The organism is Streptomyces sp. cg40 (assembly GCF_050320165.1).
GTDB lineage: Bacteria > Actinomycetota > Actinomycetes > Streptomycetales > Streptomycetaceae > Streptomyces > Streptomyces hokutonensis.
This window is the reverse complement of the sequence record NZ_CP190128.1, coordinates 3,488,676-3,507,732: the sequence shown is the minus strand read 5'-3', so window position 1 is coordinate 3,507,732 and position 19,057 is coordinate 3,488,676. Positions and strand designations below refer to the sequence as shown.

At 70.9% G+C, this 19,057-nt stretch carries 15 protein-coding genes; 10 read left to right on the top strand and 5 right to left on the bottom strand.

From position 1 onward, the window contains the following. Positions 1-32 precede the first annotated feature (32 nt). The 7 genes from ureA to cimA all read left to right on the top strand — a co-directional run bounded on the left by ureA (position 33) and on the right by cimA (position 8,447). Entirely contained in the window at positions 33-713 is a 681-nt protein-coding gene (gene ureA / locus ACQHII_RS15235; protein WP_427919815.1) for an urease subunit gamma, read from the top strand. After that, the gene (locus ACQHII_RS15230) at positions 686-2,383 is read left to right on the top strand and encodes an urease subunit alpha (protein WP_427925314.1); all 1,698 of its coding nucleotides are present in this window, start codon (positions 686-688) and stop codon (positions 2,381-2,383) included. The genes ureA and ACQHII_RS15230 overlap by 28 nt, the downstream gene beginning before the upstream one ends. A 17-nt stretch (positions 2,384-2,400) precedes the next feature. Further along, the gene (locus ACQHII_RS15225; RefSeq protein ID WP_427919814.1) at positions 2,401-3,414 is read left to right on the top strand and encodes an agmatine deiminase family protein; all 1,014 of its coding nucleotides are present in this window, start codon (positions 2,401-2,403) and stop codon (positions 3,412-3,414) included. A gap of 25 nt (positions 3,415-3,439) precedes the next feature. Beyond that, positions 3,440-4,039 carry a TetR/AcrR family transcriptional regulator gene (locus ACQHII_RS15220; RefSeq protein ID WP_427919813.1) on the top strand — a complete coding sequence of 200 codons (600 nt, stop codon included), beginning with the start codon at positions 3,440-3,442 and terminating at the stop codon, positions 4,037-4,039. Between the two features lie 121 nt (positions 4,040-4,160). After that, positions 4,161-5,435 carry a TolB family protein gene (locus tag ACQHII_RS15215; protein WP_427919812.1) on the top strand — a complete coding sequence of 425 codons (1,275 nt, stop codon included), beginning with the start codon at positions 4,161-4,163 and terminating at the stop codon, positions 5,433-5,435. After that, positions 5,432-6,508, top strand: coding sequence for a hypothetical protein (locus tag ACQHII_RS15210; RefSeq protein WP_427919811.1), 1,077 nt, complete (start codon positions 5,432-5,434; stop codon positions 6,506-6,508). Before ACQHII_RS15215 ends, ACQHII_RS15210 begins: the two co-directional genes overlap by 4 nt. A gap of 334 nt (positions 6,509-6,842) precedes the next feature. Then, entirely contained in the window at positions 6,843-8,447 is a 1,605-nt protein-coding gene (cimA, locus tag ACQHII_RS15205; RefSeq protein WP_427919810.1) for a citramalate synthase, read from the top strand. A gap of 12 nt (positions 8,448-8,459) precedes the next feature. On the opposite strand, the gene ACQHII_RS15200 is transcribed toward cimA, so the two are convergent. Both ACQHII_RS15200 and ACQHII_RS15195 read right to left on the bottom strand, forming a co-directional pair. Further along, positions 8,460-8,954, bottom strand: a complete 495-nt coding sequence (locus tag ACQHII_RS15200) for a hypothetical protein (RefSeq protein ID WP_427919809.1) — start codon at positions 8,952-8,954, stop codon at positions 8,460-8,462. An 8-nt stretch (positions 8,955-8,962) separates the two neighbouring features. Further along, positions 8,963-10,831, bottom strand: coding sequence for a ricin-type beta-trefoil lectin domain protein (locus ACQHII_RS15195; RefSeq protein ID WP_427919808.1), 1,869 nt, complete (start codon positions 10,829-10,831; stop codon positions 8,963-8,965). Positions 10,832-10,965: 134 nt separating this feature from the next. Here ACQHII_RS15195 and ACQHII_RS15190 point away from each other — a divergent pair, with 134 nt between their 5' ends. Both ACQHII_RS15190 and ACQHII_RS15185 read left to right on the top strand, forming a co-directional pair. Further along, positions 10,966-13,977, top strand: coding sequence for a glycoside hydrolase family 3 protein (locus tag ACQHII_RS15190; protein WP_427919807.1), 3,012 nt, complete (start codon positions 10,966-10,968; stop codon positions 13,975-13,977). A 104-nt stretch (positions 13,978-14,081) separates the two neighbouring features. Further along, on the top strand, positions 14,082-15,431 hold the full coding sequence (locus ACQHII_RS15185; protein ID WP_427919806.1) for a hypothetical protein: 1,350 nt from the start codon (positions 14,082-14,084) through the stop codon (positions 15,429-15,431). Between the two features lie 120 nt (positions 15,432-15,551). Here the strand turns inward: ACQHII_RS15185 and ACQHII_RS15180 are convergent, their stop codons facing one another. Beyond that, the gene (locus ACQHII_RS15180; protein WP_427919805.1) at positions 15,552-15,971 is read right to left on the bottom strand and encodes a MarR family winged helix-turn-helix transcriptional regulator; all 420 of its coding nucleotides are present in this window, start codon (positions 15,969-15,971) and stop codon (positions 15,552-15,554) included. Positions 15,972-16,078: 107 nt separating this feature from the next. On the opposite strand from ACQHII_RS15180, the gene ACQHII_RS15175 reads away from it, so the two are divergent. After that, a complete protein-coding gene (locus ACQHII_RS15175; protein WP_427925313.1) occupies positions 16,079-17,101 on the top strand; it encodes an FUSC family protein in 1,023 nt (340 codons plus the stop codon). Here ACQHII_RS15175 and ACQHII_RS15170 read toward each other — a convergent pair. Both ACQHII_RS15170 and ACQHII_RS15165 read right to left on the bottom strand, forming a co-directional pair. Then, on the bottom strand, positions 17,065-17,727 hold the full coding sequence (locus ACQHII_RS15170; protein ID WP_427919804.1) for a response regulator: 663 nt from the start codon (positions 17,725-17,727) through the stop codon (positions 17,065-17,067). The genes ACQHII_RS15175 and ACQHII_RS15170 overlap by 37 nt on opposite strands. Further along, entirely contained in the window at positions 17,724-18,881 is a 1,158-nt protein-coding gene (locus tag ACQHII_RS15165; RefSeq protein WP_427925312.1) for a sensor histidine kinase, read from the bottom strand. Before ACQHII_RS15165 ends, ACQHII_RS15170 begins: the two co-directional genes overlap by 4 nt. Positions 18,882-19,057: the final 176 nt, after the last annotated feature.

The window sequence follows — 19,057 nt, the reverse complement described above, 5'->3', positions numbered from 1 at the left end:
AGAGTGCTGCTCTAAACGAAGGGACGACCCCCATGCGGCTCACCCCCACCGAACGCGACCGCCTGCTGCTCTTCGGTGCCGCCGAGCTGGCCCGTGCCCGCAAGGCACGCGGGCTCCGGCTCAATGTGCCGGAGGCGACCGCGCTGATCGCGGACACGGTGTGCGAGGCGGCTCGGGACGGCCTCAGGCTCGCTCTCGCGATCGAGCGTGGCCGGTCGGTGCTGGGGCCCGACGACGTCCTGCCGGGCGTCGCCGATGTCGTCACCGAGGTGCATGTCGAGGCCGTCTTCGACGACGGTTCGCGGCTCGCGGTCGTCTCCGATCCCATCGGCGGGGGACTCGGGGGCGAGGCCCCGGGCGCGCTCCTCCCCGGCCCCGCGCACGCCGAGCCCGAGGCGGTCGTCCGGGTCACCGTCACCAACACCGCGACCGTCCCCGTCTCGGTGACCTCCCACTTCCACTTCTTCGAGGCCAACCCGCGCCTCGACTTCCCGCGCGCCGAGGCCTACGGCATGCGGCTCGCCGTACCCGCCGGGTCGTCCGTCCGCTTCGGCCCTGGCGAGAGCGCCGAGGTGGGCCTGCTGCCGATCGGCGGCGAGCGGATCGCGATCGGCTTCGCCGGGCTGGTCGACGGGCCGCTGGACGCGCCGGGCGCGAAGGAAGAAGCCCTGCGCCGGGCAACCGCCTGCGGCTACCTGGGAGTCGAGCTGTGAACCCGTACGAGTACGCCGCCACCCACGGCCCCCGCGCCGGCGACCGCGTCCGCCTCGGCGACTCGGGCCTGACGATCCGCGTGGAGTCCGACGCGCAGCGCTACGGCGACGAGTTCCTCGCCGGCTTCGGCAAGACGGCCCGCGACGGACTGCACCTCAAGGCCGCCGCCGTGCGCGAGACCTGCGATGTGGTCGTCAGCAATGTGGTCGTGATCGACGCCGTGCAGGGTGTCCGGAAGGTGTCCATCGGGATCAGGGAAGGACGGATCTGCTCGATCGGGCGGGCCGGCAACCCCGACACCCTGGACGGGGTCGACGTCGTCGTCGGCACCGGTACGTCCATCGTCTCCGGCGAGGGGCTCATCGCCACCGCCGGTGCCGTCGACACCCATGTCCATCTGCTGTCGCCGCGGATCATGGAGGCCTCCCTCGCCTCCGGGGTCACCACGATCATCGGGCAGGAGTTCGGCCCGGTGTGGGGCGTCGGAGTCAACTCGCCCTGGGCACTGAGGCACGCCTTCAACGCCTTCGACGCCTGGCCGGTCAACATCGGCTTCCTGGGCCGGGGTTCGTCGTCCGACGCGGCCCCGCTCGTTGAGGCGCTGGCCGAAGGGGGCGCGTCCGGCTTCAAGGTGCACGAGGACATGGGCGCCCACACCCGCGCGCTGGACACCGCGTTGCGGGTCGCCGAGGAGCACGACGTCCAAGTCGCCCTGCACAGCGACGGGTTGAACGAGTGCCTGTCCGTCGAGGACACCCTGCGCGTGCTGGAGGGCCGCACGATCCACGCCTTCCACATCGAGGGCTGCGGCGGCGGACACGTACCAAATGTGTTGAAAATGGCGGGAGTTCCGAACGTCATCGGCTCCTCCACCAACCCCACCCTCCCCTTCGGCCGGGACGCTGTCGCCGAGCACTACGGCATGATCGTCTCCGTCCACGACCTGAAGACCGACCTGCCCGGCGACGCCGCGATGGCCCGCGACCGTATCCGCGCCGGGACGATGGGCGCCGAGGACGTGCTGCACGACCTGGGCGCGATCGGCATCACCTCGTCCGACGCGCAGGGCATGGGCAGGGCGGGGGAGACGGTCCGCCGTACGTTCGCGATGGCCGGGAAGATGAAGGCGGAGTTCGGTGCGCCATCCTCTGATCACGACAATGAGCGCGTCCTGCGCTACATCGCCAAGCTGACCATCAACCCCGCGATCGCGCACGGTCTTTCGCACGAGGTGGGGTCGCTGGAGGTCGGCAAGCTCGCCGACATCGTGCTGTGGCGGCCCGAGTACTTCGGCGCGAAACCGCAGCTGGTGCTGAAGTCCGGCTTCCCGGCGTACGGCGTGGTCGGCGATCCGAACGCGGCGACCGACACCTGCGAACCCCTCGTCCTGGGACCGCAGTTCGGCGCCCACGGCAGCACCCCCGCCGACATCTCCGTGGCGTTCGTCGCACAGGCCGCCCTGGACCAGGGCGGTGACTCCATGCCGACTCGGCGCCGACGCGTGGCAGTTCGCGGCACGCGCGGCATCGGCCCCGCCGACCTGCGCCTCAACTCCCGTACCGGAGCGGTCGACGTCGACCAGCGCACCGGTCTGGTCACCCTGGACGGCGAGCCGATCCGCTCCGAGCCGGCCGAGTCCGTCTCCCTCAACCGCTTCTACTTCCTCTAGGCCCCCCGGAGTTCCCCATGACCTATCGCATGCCCCCCGAGTGGGCCCCGCACGAGCGCACCTGGATGGCCTGGCCCGGACCCAACCCCACCTTCGCCACCGAGGAGGAGCTGACGGAGGCCCGCGCCGCCTGGGCGTCCGTGGCCCGTGCCGTACGCCGCTTCGAACCGGTGACGATGGTGCACGGTCCGGGCCAGGGCGGGTCGGCGCGTGAACTGCTGGGCCCGGACGTCGAGTTGGTCGAGCGCGACCTCGACGACGCCTGGATGCGGGACATCGGCCCCACGTTCGTCACCGACGGCTCTCGACTGGCCGCCGTGGACTGGACGTTCAACGGCTGGGGCGCCCAGGACTGGGCCCGCTGGGAGCACGACTCCAAGGTCGCGCGCCATGTCGCGGACTTGGCTGGTGTGCCGGCCCTGAGCAGCACGCTCGTCAACGAGGGCGGCGCGATCCACGTCGACGGCGAGGGCACGGTCCTGCTCACCGAGACGGTCCAGCTCGGCGCCGCTCGCAACCCCGGCTGGGCGCGCGAGCAGGTCGAGGCGGAGATCCACGCCAACCTCGGTACCACAAAGGCGATCTGGCTCCCGCACGGCCTGACCGGTGACTACGGCGTCTACGGCACCCAGGGTCACGTCGACATCGTCGCGGCCTTCGCCCGCCCCGGCACCGTACTGGTCCACAGCCAGCGCGACCCGGCCCACCCGGACCACGCCCGCTCCCAGGAGTACCTGGCGCTGCTGAGGGCCGAGACCGACGCGAAGGGCCGCCCGTTGGAGGTCGTGGAGGTTCCGGCGCCGACAGTGCTGGAGGCCGACGGCCACTGGGTCGACTACTCCTACATCAACCACTACCTCTGCAACGGCGGGGTCGTGCTCTGCGCCTTCGACGACCCGCAGGACGAGATCGCGGCCGGTATCTTCCGGGGCCTCTTCCCTGAGCGGACGGTGACGCTGGTGGACGCCCGTACGATCTTCGCGGGCGGTGGCGGTATCCACTGCGTCACACAACAGCAGCCGAAGGTCTGAGGACCGAGGGAGAGGGAGTCGGGCGATGGCCGGTGCGCGGAAGAACGCGCCGCCGCGCGAGGAGGTCCTCGCCGCAGCCATGCGCATGATCGCCGAACGCGGCCTGGAACAGCTCACCATGGCGGCGCTCGGCCGCGAGGTCGGCATGAGCAGCGGTCATCTCCTCTACTACTTCCGCTCCAAGGACGAACTGCTCCTGCGGACCCTGGAATGGAGCGAGGGCAGGCTCGGCGCGGAACGCGGACGCCTGCTGACCCGTACGGTCTCCGCGCGCCGACGCCTGGACGCCTACGTCGACCTGTACGTCCCCGACGGTCACCGCGACCCGCACTGGACGCTCTGGCTGGAGGTCTGGAACCGCTCGCAGAACGCCGACGACGAGGCCCGCGACCGCCAGGCCGCCATCGAGGGCGTCTGGCACCGCGACCTCGTCGCCCTCATCGCGGAGGGCATCTCGCGCGGCGAGTTCCGCCCCGTCGACCCCGACCGCTTCGCCACCCGCCTCCGCGCCCTCCTAGACGGCTTCTCCATCCACGTCGCGATCGGCCTGCGCGGCACGGACCGGGCACAAGTTCTCGGCCACGTAAGGGAGTTCGTGGAGGAAGGGCTTCTCGCGGACGCCTGAAGGTGCGCCCGGGTTGTACGCAGACGAGCGCATTGACCCGGGGTGCCCGGTGCGCTTGCATCCTGGTGAGTCCCCGGTGCGGGACCGGGGGAAAGACAAGGTTTCGGGGGGAACCATGTTCATGTCCACACGCACCTCAAGCATTTCCGTGGGAGCCGCGCTGCTCCTCGCGCTGGGCGCCGCCGCCCCGGCGCTCTCGGCACCGCACGCGCCCCGCCTGGAGCGGATCAGCACCGGCGCCCGCGGCAGCCAGGCCGACGGCGCCTCCACCGCGCCCGCGATCAGCGCCGACGGCCGCTATGTGGCGTTCGCCTCGGCCGCGACCAACCTCGTCCCGGGCGACCGGAACGGCGTTACCGACCTCTTCGTCCGCGATCTGCGCACCGGCCGTACCGTGCGCGTCGCGCAGGGACCGATCGTGGACCGGTCGGCGTTCAGCGCGGACGGCAGGTACCTCGTCTTCGTCACTCCGGCCGCGCTTGCGAAGGGCGACACGAACGGCGCCGACGACATCTACCTCCGCGACCTGCGGACCGGCCGCACCGAACGCGTCAGCCACGGCCACGCGCCGTCCACCCCGGCGCCCCACCTCAACAGCGCGCCCACCATCAGCGGGAACGGCCGCTACGTCGCCTACGTCACCGCGTCCCCGGACACCGTGCCCGGCGACACCAACGGCCGGGAGGACGTGGTCGTCCACGACCGCAGGACCGGCCGTGACGAACTGGTCCAGTTCACCACCAGTGGTGCCCAGGGCGACGGTGACGCGCTCCAGCCCGCGCTGGGCACGGACGGCCGCTATGTGGCGTTCACGACCGCGGCCCACCTGGACCCGGCGCACGACTGGACCCACGCCCAGAACGTGTACGTCCGCGACCGGGTCAAGGGCGTCACCGAGCAGATCAGCATCCCCACCCGCTTCGTCTACAAGAGCAGTTCGTTCGGGCCGTCCATCAGCGCGAACACCCGCCTCGTCGCCTTCTCCTCCAACGTCGACAGCCTCGTCCCCGGCGACACCGACAAGACGACCGACGTGTTCCTCTTCGACCGGGCCAAGCAGACCACCGTCCGCCTCAGCACCGCGGCCGACGGCACCCAGGGCGACGGGGCCAGCTACGGCGTGAGCCTGAGCGCCGACGGCCGGTACGCGGCGTTCGGTTCGAGCGCCACGAACCTCGTCCCCGGCGACACGGACGGCGTCGCCGACATCTTCGTCAAGGACCTGCGCACCGGGGCGGTCCAGCAGGTGACCGGCGCCGCCGACGGCCCCTCGGACGCCGTGGCCCTGGACGCGGACGGCAGCACCGCCGCCTTCTCCTCCACGGCCACGAACCTCGTCCGGCGCGACACGAACGGCGTCGCCGACATCTTCGTACGACACCTGGAGGCGAAGTGAGGAGACGACTGCTCCTCGGCGCCGCCCTGGCCGGGGCGCTCCCCCTGACGGTCGGCCCGGCGCAGGCCGCGCCCGCCGGCACCGCCCGGGTCAGCACCGACGGCGGAGGTGTCCAGCTGCCGTCCGCGTCGTACGGCGGCACGGTCGGCGCCGACGGGCGGCACGTCCTCTTCGCGACCGCGGACCCCACGGGCGGCTACAACACCAGCCTCCACGTCAAGGACCTGCGCACCGGCGCGCTGACCCAGGTCCCCGAGGACCTTCAGTACACGACCCACCCGATGCTGAGCGCGAACGGCCGCCGTGTCGCGTACTCGAACGGCGACCGCTACCCGAAGCCGTACGTCTACGACCGCGCGACCGGCGAGACCCGGCAGCTGTGGCCCGCGCAGCCGCCCGACACCGCCTTCTACGAGCTGGGCGAGGCCGCGGCGATCAGCGCCGACGGCCGGCAGGTGGCGTACACGATCGGCAATCGGCACGGGGACCAGTACGCCCGCGTCCTCTACGTCCGCGACCTGGCCGCCGGCACCGACGACCAGATCTCGCCGGTCCCGCCCGAGGGCATGATCACGGGCGCCTCGCTCAGCGCCGACGGCCGCACCGTCGCGTACGGCGTCCTCGTCCGCACCGACCGGGCGACGACCGTCCACGTCTACGCCGAGGACCGTGCCTCGGGGGTCACGACCAGGATCGACACGGGAGGCGCGACGGGTCTCGTCCAGATCTCCGCCGACGGCCGCCGTGTGCTGTTCAACTCCACCTCGGAGGACGGGACTTCGGGCGTGTACGTGCGGGATCTGCGCACCGGGCGGGTGCGGTCGATCGCCGCCGGGAGCGCCGACGCCGCCGACTTCTCGCTCCGGTACGTCGTGCTCGCCGAGGACACCGGGCTCGTCCTGCTCGACTCCGGGACGGGCACGCGGCACACCGTCGCCCCGCCCGGCTCGACCGCCGTCCCGGGCTCCGTCACCCGGCATGGACGGGCCGTCGTGTTCACTTCCGACGCCGGCGACCTGGTGCCCGGCGACACCAACGGCACGTCCGACGTGTTCGTACGGCACCTGGGCTGACAGCCGAGCCGGTGCCTGGGCCGAACAGCACACTGTTCGCATCATGAGACGGACGGTGAGGGCGGGGGCGGTCTGTGCCAGACTGCCCCCGTGTTCTCGTTCGCCACGATTATTGGCAGCAGGCGCGCCGGTCCGCAGTGACCGCCTCGTACGACCAGGTACGGGCGATCACCGTCGTCTCTCGACCCGCGCGCAGACCTCTCGCACCCGCGAGGGGTTTTTCGCTTTTCTGGCCCACCTTCAGCCGGGAAAGCAGTGCGAGGGATCATTGAGGGACGGTGGAGCCGGTCATTCCGGTACAGACCGAGATTCAGATCCTCAGGAGCCAGACACCATGACGGAAACCAGCGCACTCGACGATGCGTTCCACGTCTTCGACACGACCCTGCGTGACGGCGCGCAGCGGGAGGGCATCAACCTCACCGTCGCGGACAAGCTGGCCATCGCCCGGCACCTGGACGACTTCGGCGTCGGTTTCATCGAGGGCGGCTGGCCGGGCGCCAACCCGCGGGACACCGAGTTCTTCGCCCGCGCCCAGCAGGAGATCGAGTTCAAGCACGCGCAGCTCGTCGCGTTCGGTGCCACCCGCCGCGCCGGCGCCAAGGCCGCCGAGGACCCGCAGGTCAAGGCCCTCCTGGACTCCGGCGCCGAGGTCATCACCCTGGTCGCGAAGTCCCACGACCGGCATGTCGAGCTGGCCCTGCGCACGACCCTGGACGAGAACCTGGAGATGGTCCGCGACACCGTCTCCCACCTGGTCGCCCAGGGCCGCCGCGTCTTCGTCGACTGCGAGCACTTCTTCGACGGCTACCGCGCCAACCCCGAGTACGCCAAGGCCGTCGTCCGTACGGCGTCGGAGGCCGGCGCGTCCGTCGTGATCCTCTGCGACACCAACGGCGGGATGCTCCCGGCGCAGGTCCAGGCGGTCGTCGCCACCGTCCTCGCCGACACCGGAGCCCGGCTCGGCATCCACACCCAGGACGACACCGGCTGCGCGGTCGCCAACACCCTCGCCGCCGTCGACGCGGGCGCGACCCACGTCCAGTGCACGGCCAACGGCTACGGCGAGCGCGTCGGCAACGCCAACCTCTTCCCTGTCGTCGCCGCCCTGGAGCTGAAGTACGGCAAGAAGGTCCTCCCCGACGGCAAGCTCCGCGAGATGACCCGCATCTCGCACGCGATCGCCGAGGTCGTGAACCTCACCCCCTCCACGCACCAGCCCTACGTAGGCGTATCGGCCTTCGCGCACAAGGCCGGCCTGCACGCCTCCGCGATCAAGGTCGACCCGGACCTGTACCAGCACATCGACCCCGAGCAGGTCGGCAACACCATGCGGATGCTGGTCTCCGACATGGCCGGCCGCGCGTCGATCGAGCTGAAGGGCAAGGAGCTGGGCGTCGACATCAGCGGCGACCGCGAACTGGTCGGCCGGGTGGTGGACCGAGTCAAGGAACGCGAGCTGAAGGGCTACACGTACGAGGCGGCCGACGCGAGCTTCGAACTGCTTCTTCGCGCCGAGGCGGAGGGCAAGGCCCGCTCCTACTTCCAGGTCGAGTCCTGGCGCGCGATCGTCGAGGACCGCCCCGACGGCAGCCACGCCAACGAGGCCACGGTCAAGCTGTACGCCAAGGGAGAGCGCATCGTCGCCACCGCCGAGGGCAACGGCCCGGTCAACGCCCTCGACCGCGCCCTGCGCGTCGCGCTGGAGAAGATCTACCCCCAGCTCGCCAAGCTCGACCTCGTCGACTACAAGGTCCGCATCCTGGAAGGCGTCCACGGCACGTCCTCCACCACCCGCGTCCTGATCTCCACGTCCGACGGCTCGGGCGAGTGGTCGACGGTCGGCGTCGCGGCGAACGTCATCGCCGCGTCCTGGCAGGCCCTGGAGGACGCGTACACCTACGGCCTCCTCCGCGCCGGCGTCGAGCCCGCCAAGTAGGCCTTGGCCGGTTCAGCAGGAGTCCTCGGCGAGCTTCTCGAACTCGCCGAGGCTCATGGCCTTGTCGTCGGCCCAGACCTGGCCGGGTTCGAGGGCGGACAGATTCCTGGCGGTGAACGTGACGACGCCGGAGTACTCGTAGTTGAACTCGGCCTTGCCGAAGACGAGTTGGTACATGTAGTCCGGCACCAGTCGCTGCGGTCCCGTGGCGCGGGCCCGCCAGGCGGACGGCGGTGTGAAGAGCGGGAACTCGGCGTCGGTGCCGTGCCGCTTGCCGGGCACACGCCAGCCCGAGTAGTTCCGTTCGGACTCCGTGCCGGCCGGGGCCCCTACGAGCGCGAGCCCCTGGATGAGGTCGTCGCCGCACGGCCGCAGCACCGCCGTGTAGCCCCCGTGCGCGTCACGCTCCACCGCGACCAGCGGCAGGTCCTCGGCCCCGCACCCGCTCAACACCAACGCACCGGCGACCGTGCCCAGCACGGCCGCCGTCCCCCGCGTACGTTTCATGGACTCCCCTACTGAAGATGCCACTTCTGGTTGGCGGCTCCCGTGCAGGTCCAGATCTGCGCCCGCGTCCCGTTCGTCGACGAATTGCCCGTCACGTCAAGGCACTTGTTGGCCGCCGTGTTCACCACATCACCGGTCGCGGAGTTGTACGACCACTGTTGCGCGGCGGTTCCGTTGCAGTCGTACAACTGCACCTTCGCCCCGTCGGCGGTCGAGGCCGACGTCACGTCGAGGCACTTGCCGAGCGCGCGCACCGTGCCGTCGGTGCCCACGGTCCACTGCTGGGCGGTCGAGCCGTTGCAGTCGTAGAGCTGGACGGCGGTGCCGTTGGTGGTCGAAGCACCGGCCACATCAAGGCACTTGCTCGCCAGGCCCACGAACGCGCCGGTCCGGGCGCCCCCGCCGGACTGCGTGCCCGTCCAGGTGAAGGTCGCCGACGTCTTGCCGGGGAGGGAGTAAGTCGCGTGCTGGCCGCCCCAGTTGATGGTGACGGTCTTCGCGGTGGACGCGTCGTTGTACGCGATCAGCGCCTTCGAGCCGTCCGGGTTGCGCCACGCGACGTTCGGCACGTTCGTGGACGCCGTCGAGGCGATCCGCTGCGCGCCCGGCCGGACGAACTTCGTCAGCTGGCCCATCGTGTAGTACTCGACGGTGTAGTCGACGGTCCCGCTCGCGCCGTCACCGTTGTGCACGGTGATCAGACCCGTGCAGGTGCCGCAACCCCCGTTGTGCGGGCCCATGTTCTGGTCCACGGCCAGCGACCACTTGGTGACCGACTTCGCCCAGTTGCGGGTGTAGTCGATGATGTTGTTCATGTCCTCGCGCTGCTGGTTGGCGATCCAGGTGCCGCCGGAGTGCTCGGTACCGAAGGCGTCGAGGGTGGGGTACTGGTTGTGCACGGTGGTCTGCTTGGTGACGTCACCGCCGTAGCCGTGCCAGGCGATCCCGCCGAAGTTGGGGTTCGAGCGCACCGCCGCGTCGTCGACCGTCGCCGCCGCGTAGGAGTCGTAGACGTCCCAGTTCCAGTCGTGCGCGAGGACCTTCGTCGTCAGGCCGGACGCGTTGAGCTTCGGGAGCAGCTCGCTCTTCGTGAAGTACGCCAGCCCGGACGCGTTCCAGCTCATCGACGGGTACCCGGAGCAGCAGGTCGGCTCGTTCTGGACGGTCACGTACGAGACCGGAACGCCCTGGTCCTTGTACGCCTGGAGGTACTTGACGAAGTAGTCGGCGTAGGTGCCGTAGTCCTCCGCCTTCAGCCAGCCGCCGTTGAGCGAGCCGCTGTCCTTCATCCACGCGGGTGCCGTCCATGGCGAGGCCATGACAGTCAGAGAGGGGTTGAGGGAGAGCGCCTGCTTGGTCAGCGGGACGACGTCCGCCAGGTCGTGCGCGATCGAGAAGGAGGTGAGGTTCGGGTCGGTCGCGCCGGAGGCCACGTCGTCGTACGTGTACCCGTACCGCGCCAGGTCCGAGGCGCCCATCGGGTTGCGCAGGAACGACATCCCGATCCCGTCCGTCGGCGAGAACAGCTTGGTCATCGTCGCGTTGCGGGTCGCCGCCGACAGTGCGCCGCTGCTGTTCATCAGCCAGGCGGCGGTGTCCGTGAAGGACGCCCCGCCGCCGGTGAAGGTCTGGTAGCGGGTGTTCTCGTCGACGGTGATGTTCTCGCCGCTGCCGCCCGTCCCGGACGAGAAGGCGAACGGAGTCTGGGCCTGGAGGCCGCGCGTGACATGGCGTCCGGCGGCGTCGTCGGTGGTGGTGAGCCAGGCCGTGACCTGCTCACCGGCCGCGTGCGCGGGTGGTACGGCCGCGGTGAAGCCGGCCACGGAGAGCAGCCCGGCGAGCAGCAGCCGGGCCGTGCGGGGGGTTCTCCTGGACATGGATGCGTTAGCCCTTCCTGACGAGACGTCTTGACGGGTCTGCGGGCCGTTAGTTAACTCACGGCGTGATCTAAGTCATGAGTGAACTGTGCGAACCCAGAGTGAACCAGAGCTCCAGAGCCGAGGGAAGGTCCATGCCAAGAACCGCCCTGCTCGTTTCCACCGCCCTGTGCGCCGCGCTGCTGTCACCGGCCGCCGTGTCCCAGGCGGCAGCCGCCGCCGATCCCGCCCCCACCCCCGTCGACCGCTTCGAGGGCGAGGTGCCCTTCGCGAGCCAGCCCGCGGAGGGCATCTTCACCTGGGGCAGCGACAACGACGACCCGCCCCAGCTGGCCCTGACCGCGAGACCGGACGCCCCCGAGGGCGACAAGGTACTCAGCGGCACCTACGACATCAGCGGCTACGGCGGCTTCACCCACGACTTCGCCGCGACCGAGCCCGCCCACGACTGGTCCGCCCACCAGGGCATCCGTTTCTGGTGGGACGGCCAGAACACGGGCAAGTCGACCAACTTCGAGATCAAGGACGGCGGCGCGAACGGCGAGGCCTCCGAGCTGTGGACGACGTCCTTCACGGACGACTTCACGGGGTGGAAGCAGATCGAGATCCCGTTCACGAACTTCGTCTACCGCACGGACTACCAGCCCGTCGGCGGCATCGACCACGTCCTGGGCCTCACCCAGATGTGGGGCTACGCGGTCACCCTCCCGGTCGGCATCCACAGCCAGTTCGCCATGGACGACGTCGAGTTGTACGGCAGGGCGGATCAGTCGCTGCGCGCCTCCGTCGTCACCGACTCGGCCGTCTACCCGGTGAAGGAGGGCGGTACGGCCACGGTCAAGGTCACCGTCGCCACCACCGGAGCCGTCCCGATCGACGACCCGGTGACCGTCGCCTACACCTCCGACGGCGGCACCGCGGAGGCCGGCAAGGACTACACCCCGGTCTCCGGCACGCTCATCTTCCCGGCGGGCACCGCGTCCGGCACCACGCGGACCGTCACGGTCCGCACCCTCAAGGACAGGTCCGCCGAGAACGCCGAGACGATCCCGCTGAAGCTCACGGTCACCGGCGCCAAGGCCCCGGCCGAGACACCCCAGGTCGTCATCGACGCGCACGGACTCCCGTACCTGGACAGCAAGTTGCCCATCAAGAAGCGTGTCGCCGACCTCGTCAAGCGCATGTCGTTGGAGGAGAAGGCCGGGCAGATGACCCAGGCCGAACGCGGCGGCATCGGCACGGGCGCCGACATCGCCACCTACGACCTCGGCTCCCTGCTCTCCGGCGGCGGCTCGACCCCGACGCCCAACACCGCGGCGGCCTGGGCGAAGATGATCGACTCGTTCCAACTCCGGGCGCAGGCAACGCGGTTCCAGATCCCGCTGATCTACGGCGTCGACGCGGTCCACGGCCACAACAACCTGGCCGGCGCCACGATCATGCCGCACAACATCGGCATCGGCGCGACCCGCGACCCCCAACTCGCCGAGAAAACAGGCGCGGTGACGGCCAGTGAGGTCCGCGCCACAGGCATCCCGTGGGACTTCGCGCCCTGCCTCTGCGTCACCCGTGACGAACGCTGGGGCCGCTCCTACGAGTCCTTCGGCGAGGACCCCGCGCTCGTGCAGTCCATGGAGACGATGATCCAGGGCCTCCAAGGCGCGGCGAACGGCAGGCAGTTGAAGGACGACGACAAGGTCCTCGCCACCGCCAAGCACTTCGTCGGCGACGGCGGCACGGCCTACGGCTCCTCGACCACCGGCACGTACACCATCGACCAGGGCGTCACCACCGTCACCCGGCAGCAGCTGGAGGCCATCCACCTCGCGCCGTACCGGACGGCCGTCGACCGGGGCATCGGCACGGTCATGCCGTCCTACTCTTCGCTCGACATCGTCGGCGACGGCCTCGGCCCGGTGAAGATGCACGCCCGCGCCGACATGATCAACGGCGTCCTCAAGAACCGGATGGGCTTCGACGGCTTCGTCATCAGCGACTGGAACGCCATCGACCAACTGCCCGGCGACTACGCGTCCCACGTCAGCACCTCGGTCAACGCGGGCGTCGACATGATGATGGTCCCGTACAGCTACAAGGACTTCACCACGACCCTGATCGCCCAGGTGAAGGCCGGCGCCGTCACCGAGAAGCGGATCGACGACGCCGTATCGCGCATCCTCAGCCAGAAGTTCAAGCTCGGCCTCTTCGAGAAGCCGTACGCCGACACGAGCAACGCGGCGCGGATCGGGTCCAGTTCACACCGGGCCGTGGCGCGGCAGGCGGCGGCCGAGTCGCAGGTGCTGCTGAAGAACGCGGGCGGTGTGCTTCCGCTGAAGAAGTCGCAGAAGGTCTACGTCGCCGGTTCCAACGCCGACGACCTCGGCAACCAGACCGGCGGCTGGACCATCACCTGGCAGGGCTCGTCCGGCACGAACACGACCGGCACGACGATCCTCCAGGGCATGAGGAACGCCGGCGGTGACGTCACGTACTCCAAGGACGCCTCCGCCCCGACCAGCGGCTACGACGTGGGTGTGGTCGTGGTCGGCGAGACCCCGTACGCCGAGGGCGTGGGCGATGTCGGCAACGGCAACGACCTCACCCTCACCCCCGCCGACCAGGCAGCCGTGGACAAGGTGTGCGCGGCGATGAAGTGCGCGGTGCTGATCGTCTCCGGGCGCCCGCAGCTGATCGGCGACCGGCTGCCGAAGATCGACGCGCTGGTGGCCTCCTGGCTGCCGGGCACCGAGGGCGACGGCGTGGCCGACGTCCTCTACGGCAAGCGCTCCTTCACCGGTCAACTCCCGGTCACCTGGCCGAAGTCGGAGGCCCAGCTGCCGATCAACGTCGGCGACACGACGTACGATCCGCAGTTCCCGTACGGCTGGGGCCTGACGACCGTGTCGAAGGCGCCGACGGGTGGCGCGTCCACGCTGAAGGCGCTTGGGGCTGCCGCCGGGAAGGTGCGGTCGGTGGAGGCGGGCAAGGCGCTCGTCACGCAGGCGCGGTTGATCGTCCAGCAGAAGGTGGGGCAGAACATCACGGCGGCGGTGTCGAAGCCGTTCGCCGACGCGGACCATCTGTTGTTGACCGGGAAGTACGCGGCGGCCGTGAAGAAGCTGGAGGAGGCTTACCGGGTGGCGTGAGGGAGCCGATGGGGGCGCGAGGGTTGTCGGTCGGCTGCGGCGTCGTTGTGGCTGGTCGCGCAGTTCCCCGCGCCCCTATCGGGCGCGTCCGCTAGCGTCGAGTCATGAAGGTCGTCGCTTGGGGCCGAAGCCTCCCGGGGCTGCTCGTGGCCCTGCTGCTCGTCGCGCTGACCATGGCGTCCCCGGCCGCCGCGGACACCGGCGTTTCGGCGATCGGCCGGGCCCTGCGCGAGGGGCCCGTCTACGTCGACCCGGGGACGTCGTCCCTGTCGTCCGCCGATGCCGACGCGCTCGCGCAGCGCATCAAGAAGGCCGACAAGCCGGTGTTCGTTGCGGTCCTCCCAGCCGACTACCCGACGGCGAACCTGTTCTCCGATCTGCGCACCGCCACCGGCATCACCGGCCTCTACGCGATCCGCCTCGGCGACCGTTTCGACGCCCGCGCGGACTCTCGGGTCCTGTCGAACGCGGCCGTGAAGAACCTGGTCAGCAGCGTGCAGGGCGAGGACGCGAAGACCCAGCTCATCGACTTCACGGACCGCGCGCTCGCCAGCATGGGCGGCTCGGCACCCGCGTCCTGGGGTGGTTCTCCGGACGGTGGCGGGGGAGTCTCCGGTACGGCGCTGATCGTCGCGGGCGGGGTGCTGGTGGCCGGTGGCGCGGGGGCGTACACACTCGTACGGCGTTCCCGGCGCCGCAGGCTGGAGGAGCAGCGGGCCGCGCTCGACAAGCTGCGGGTGGTGGTCGACGAGGACATCACCGCGTTCGGCGAGGAGCTGGACCGCCTCGACTTCCACCCGGCGGAACCGCACGCGGACGACGCGATGCGCGCCGACTACGAACGCGCCCTCGACGCCTACGAGCAGGCGAAGTCGTACATGGCGGCGGCCACGAAACCCGAGGACGTCCGGGCCGTCACCCAGGCCCTGGAGGACGGCCGCTTCTCGCTCGCTCAGCTCGCCGCCCGCCGCGAGGGCCGCCCGCTGCCCGAGCGCCGCGCCCCCTGCTTCTTCGACCCGCGCCACGGACCCTCGGTCGCCGACGCCACCTGGACCCCGGCCGGCGGCGCACCCCGCGAGGTCCCGGTCTGCGCGGCCGACCAGGCCCGGCTCGCCGACGGCCGGGACCCGATGATCCGCGAGGTCGACACGGACTACGGCCGCCGCCCCTACTGGGACGCGGGCCCGGCCTACGGCCCCTGGGCGGGCGGCTACTTCGGCGGTGGCCTGCTCCCCGGCCTGCTCGTCGGCACGCTGCTCGGCAGCATGATGTCCACGCCGTCCTACGCCTCCGACTACGGCACCGGTTACGGCGACTTCGGCAGCGGCGGTTACGACGGCGGCGATGTGTCCGGCGCGAACTTCGACCCCGACGACTTCAGCGGCGGCTTCGGGGACGGCGGGGGAGGGGACTTCGGAGGGGGCGGCGGAGGGGACTTCGGCGGCGGTTTCTGAAAGACCGCAGGCAGTGCGTGCCGACCAGCTGCGAGGGGCGTTGCGCTGGTATCACCGGCCAGGGCAACTCCCAAGGGGCGCGGGGAACTGCGCGACCAGCCCCCACCGCCCGGCACCCGATCAACGACCTGCCAGCCGCTCCATAATCGCCCCCGCCAGTTCCAACACTCCTCGCTCTGTCTCGCTCAAGGACCCCAACGCCCCCGCCAACCACACATCCCGCTCAGCCATGTCCCGGTCCAACGCCTGCCGCCCCGCCGCCGTCAGCGTGAGCACAGACCGCCGCCGATCCACCGCGCTGGGCTCGCGCGCGATCAACCCCTCCGCCTCCAACTCGCCGAAGGCCCGAGTGAGCGACTGAGGCCGCTGACGCTCGGCCACAGCAACCTCACCCGGCGTCGCCGAACCGTTCCGATGCAGATGCCCGAGCACGATCAACTGGTTGGGCGTGAGCCCACCGTCCCCGCGCTCCTGTCGCAACCGCCGGTTCAGCCGCACGACACCACGACGGATCCGAGCGGCTTCGGAGAGATGATCCATGCCGGACATCGTACGCACTGACTTACTATTCAGCGCATGCAATGCCCGCTACCGTAGTGATAGTGACCGCCAAACTAATACGCAATGCGTACGAAGCGGCTTTGACGATGACCGCTGTGCTGCTCTGCTGGGGCGTCGCCCTCTGGCTGGAGGGCGCCGTAGGACTGCACACCGACGTGCTGGTCCTCGCGGTCGCCCTGACCCTCACCCTGTCCTCCACCCAGCGCACCGCCGACACCCGCCGCAGGCTCACCGCGCTCGTCCTGCTGCCGGTCACGGCCGGTGCCTCGATCTTCCTGGGCCGGCTGATCGCGTCCCACTACGCGCTCGGCGCCGCCGTCTACACGGCGGGCATGGCGCTGGCCATCTGGATCCGCCGCTACGGCCCCGTCGCCACGAAGGCCGGCACACTGCTGGCGCTCCCGCTGGTTGCCCTCCTCGTCGTACCCGGCCCCGCGCTGCCGGCCAAGGCGCAGAGTGGGCTGGTCACTTGGGGGTGGTCGGCGCTGGTCGGGGCGCTGGCGTGCGCGGTGGTGTGGCTGGTGCAGGGGCTGGGGGACCGGTACGGCCCCCGCGCCTGGCGCGCGGATCCCGACCCCGGACAACCACCGCGCCGCACCCGTCTCCACCCCCGGCCCAGCACCCGCATGGCCCTCCAGATGGCGGCCGGGATCGCCGCCGCCTTCGTCGTGGGGCGGCTGTTCTTCGACGACCACTGGCCGTGGGTGGTCCTCACCGCGTACGTCGCCGCGAGCGGCAACCGGGGCCGAACGGACGTACTGCGCAAGGGAATCGAGCGGCTGGCGGGAGCCACGGTCGGCACCCTGCTGGCGGCGGGCGTCGCGGCGGTCGGCCTCACCGGCGACACCTCCGTGGCGCTGATGTTCGCCGTCCTCACGGTCGCGTTGTGGCTGCGCCCCCTCAACTACGCCTACTGGGCCGCCGGAATGACCTGCGCCCTGTCCCTCCTCCTCGGCTACTTCGGCCAGGACGCCCTCCACCTGCTGCCCACCCGCCTCGAAGGGATCGCGGTCGGCGCGGTGCTGTCGGTGGCGTCGGCGTGGTGGTTGCTGCCGGTGGCACGCGCCCGCCGTCAGCCGGTTCTCGGCACGACGAGCCCCGTCTCGTAGGCCATCACGACGGCCTGCGTACGGTCCCGCAGTCCGAGTTTGGACAGGATGCGGCTGACGTGGGTCTTCACGGTTTCCTCGCCGACATGCAGGCGGTGGGCGAGTTCGGGGTTGGAGAGGCCCTCCGCGAGGAGCCGCAGGACGTCGGTCTCGCGTGGGGTGAGGGAGTCGAGTGCCGTGCGTACAGGGGCGGTTCGGGGGCGCTGGCGGGCGAACTCGGAGATGAGGCGTCGGGTGATCGCGGGCGCGAGCAGGGCCTCGCCGGCGGCTACGACCCGTACCGCGTCGAAGAGGCGCTCCGCCGTCACGTCCTTGAGGAGGAAGCCGCTCGCCCCTGCCGTCAGCGCGTCGTAGACGTGTTCGTCGAGGTCGAAGGTGGTCAGGACGAGCACGCGTGGGGCGTCCGGGCCCTGAAGGCGGGCGGTGGCCTCGATGCCGTCCATGACCGGCATGCGTACGTCCATCAGGACCACGTCGGGGAGCTGTTCGCGGCAGACGCGTACCGCCTCGGCGCCGTCGTGGGCCGTGCCGACGACGGTGAAGTCGGCCTGGGTGGCGAGGAGTCCGGCGTAGCCGACCCGGACGAGTTCGTGGTCGTCGGCGACGACGATGCGGATGGCTGTCATGCCGGTCCCCCCTCGTCCGGGTTGACGGGCAGGCGGGCCTCCACGAGGAATCCGCCGCCGGGGGAGGGGCCGGTGCGGAGGGTGCCGCCCACGGTGGCGGCCCGCTCGCGCATGCCGAGCAGGCCGTGTCCGGAGTTGTGGGCGGCGGGCTGCCCCGGGCCGTTGTCTCGGACGCGGACCTTCAAGTCCGCTTTTCCGTACCTGAGTTCCACGTCCACGGCGGCGCCGGGTGCGTGTCGGCGGGCGTTGGTGAGGGCCTCCTGCACGATGCGGTACGCGGTGACCTCGATGCCGGGGTCGAGTGTGGTGACCGGACCGCTGATGATGAGCCGGGTGCGGGAACCGGCCGCGTCCCGTGACTCGTCGACGAGTTCCATGAGTTGGCGCAGGCCGGGCTGCGGCCGTCGCTGGACCCCGGTGTGCGCGTCTTCGCGCAGGACGCCGAGCAGCCGCCGCATCTCGGTCAGCGCGGTGCGCGCGGTGTCGCCGATGGCGAGGAGGCGGGTCGCGCCCTCCGTCGGCAGCCCGGGGGTGGTGAGCCGGGCGGTCTCCGCCTGGACGGCGATCATCGAGATGTGGTGTGCGACGACATCGTGCAACTCCCGTGCGATACGCGCCCGTTCACCCCGGGCGGCGTGTTCGAGGAGGGTGTCCGCGAAGGCCTGCTCGGTGACGCTGTGGGCGAGCGCGGTGCTGCGCACATGGTGGGCGATGCCGGTGGCCGCGGCGGCGGAGGCGAGCGTCGCCACGAGGACGGCGACGATCCGCGTCGGGTCCTCGTGGCCGGCGAGCGCGATCACGACGTACGGCAGGACGAACAGCCCGCCGAGCGCGGTGGCCCCGGCCCGCCCCAGCACGTACACACAGACGAGCTGGGCCACGACCCCGCCGACGGTGAGCATTCCGAACGGCACGAGGGACAGCACGCAGGCCGCGCCGACAGCGACGGCGGTGGCATTGCGCGCGGGACCCTTGGACCCCAGCACGAGGGCGAGAGGCAGGGTGGAGGCGAGGGCGAGCAACAGGAGGGCGGCCAGGCCTCCGGCCAAGTCGCGGCTGCGCAGGAGGACTTCGGAGACCGCGAGGACGGCCAGGCCGCCGGGGACGACGAGCCCCGCGCGGCGCGAGGCGGCACCGAGACCCGCCCGCCCCATGCCGAGCAGCCGCTCCCGGCCCGGCTCCCCCATCGGCATCGGCCCAATTCCCTCCGCCGCGAAGGCGCTCACCCGGACGTCGCTCTCCGGCGGTGCCGAACCCTCCGCACCCGACGATCCCTCCACGCCCACCCAGTCATTGTGCCGACCCCGGTCACGCCCGGCGTCCCCCTCGT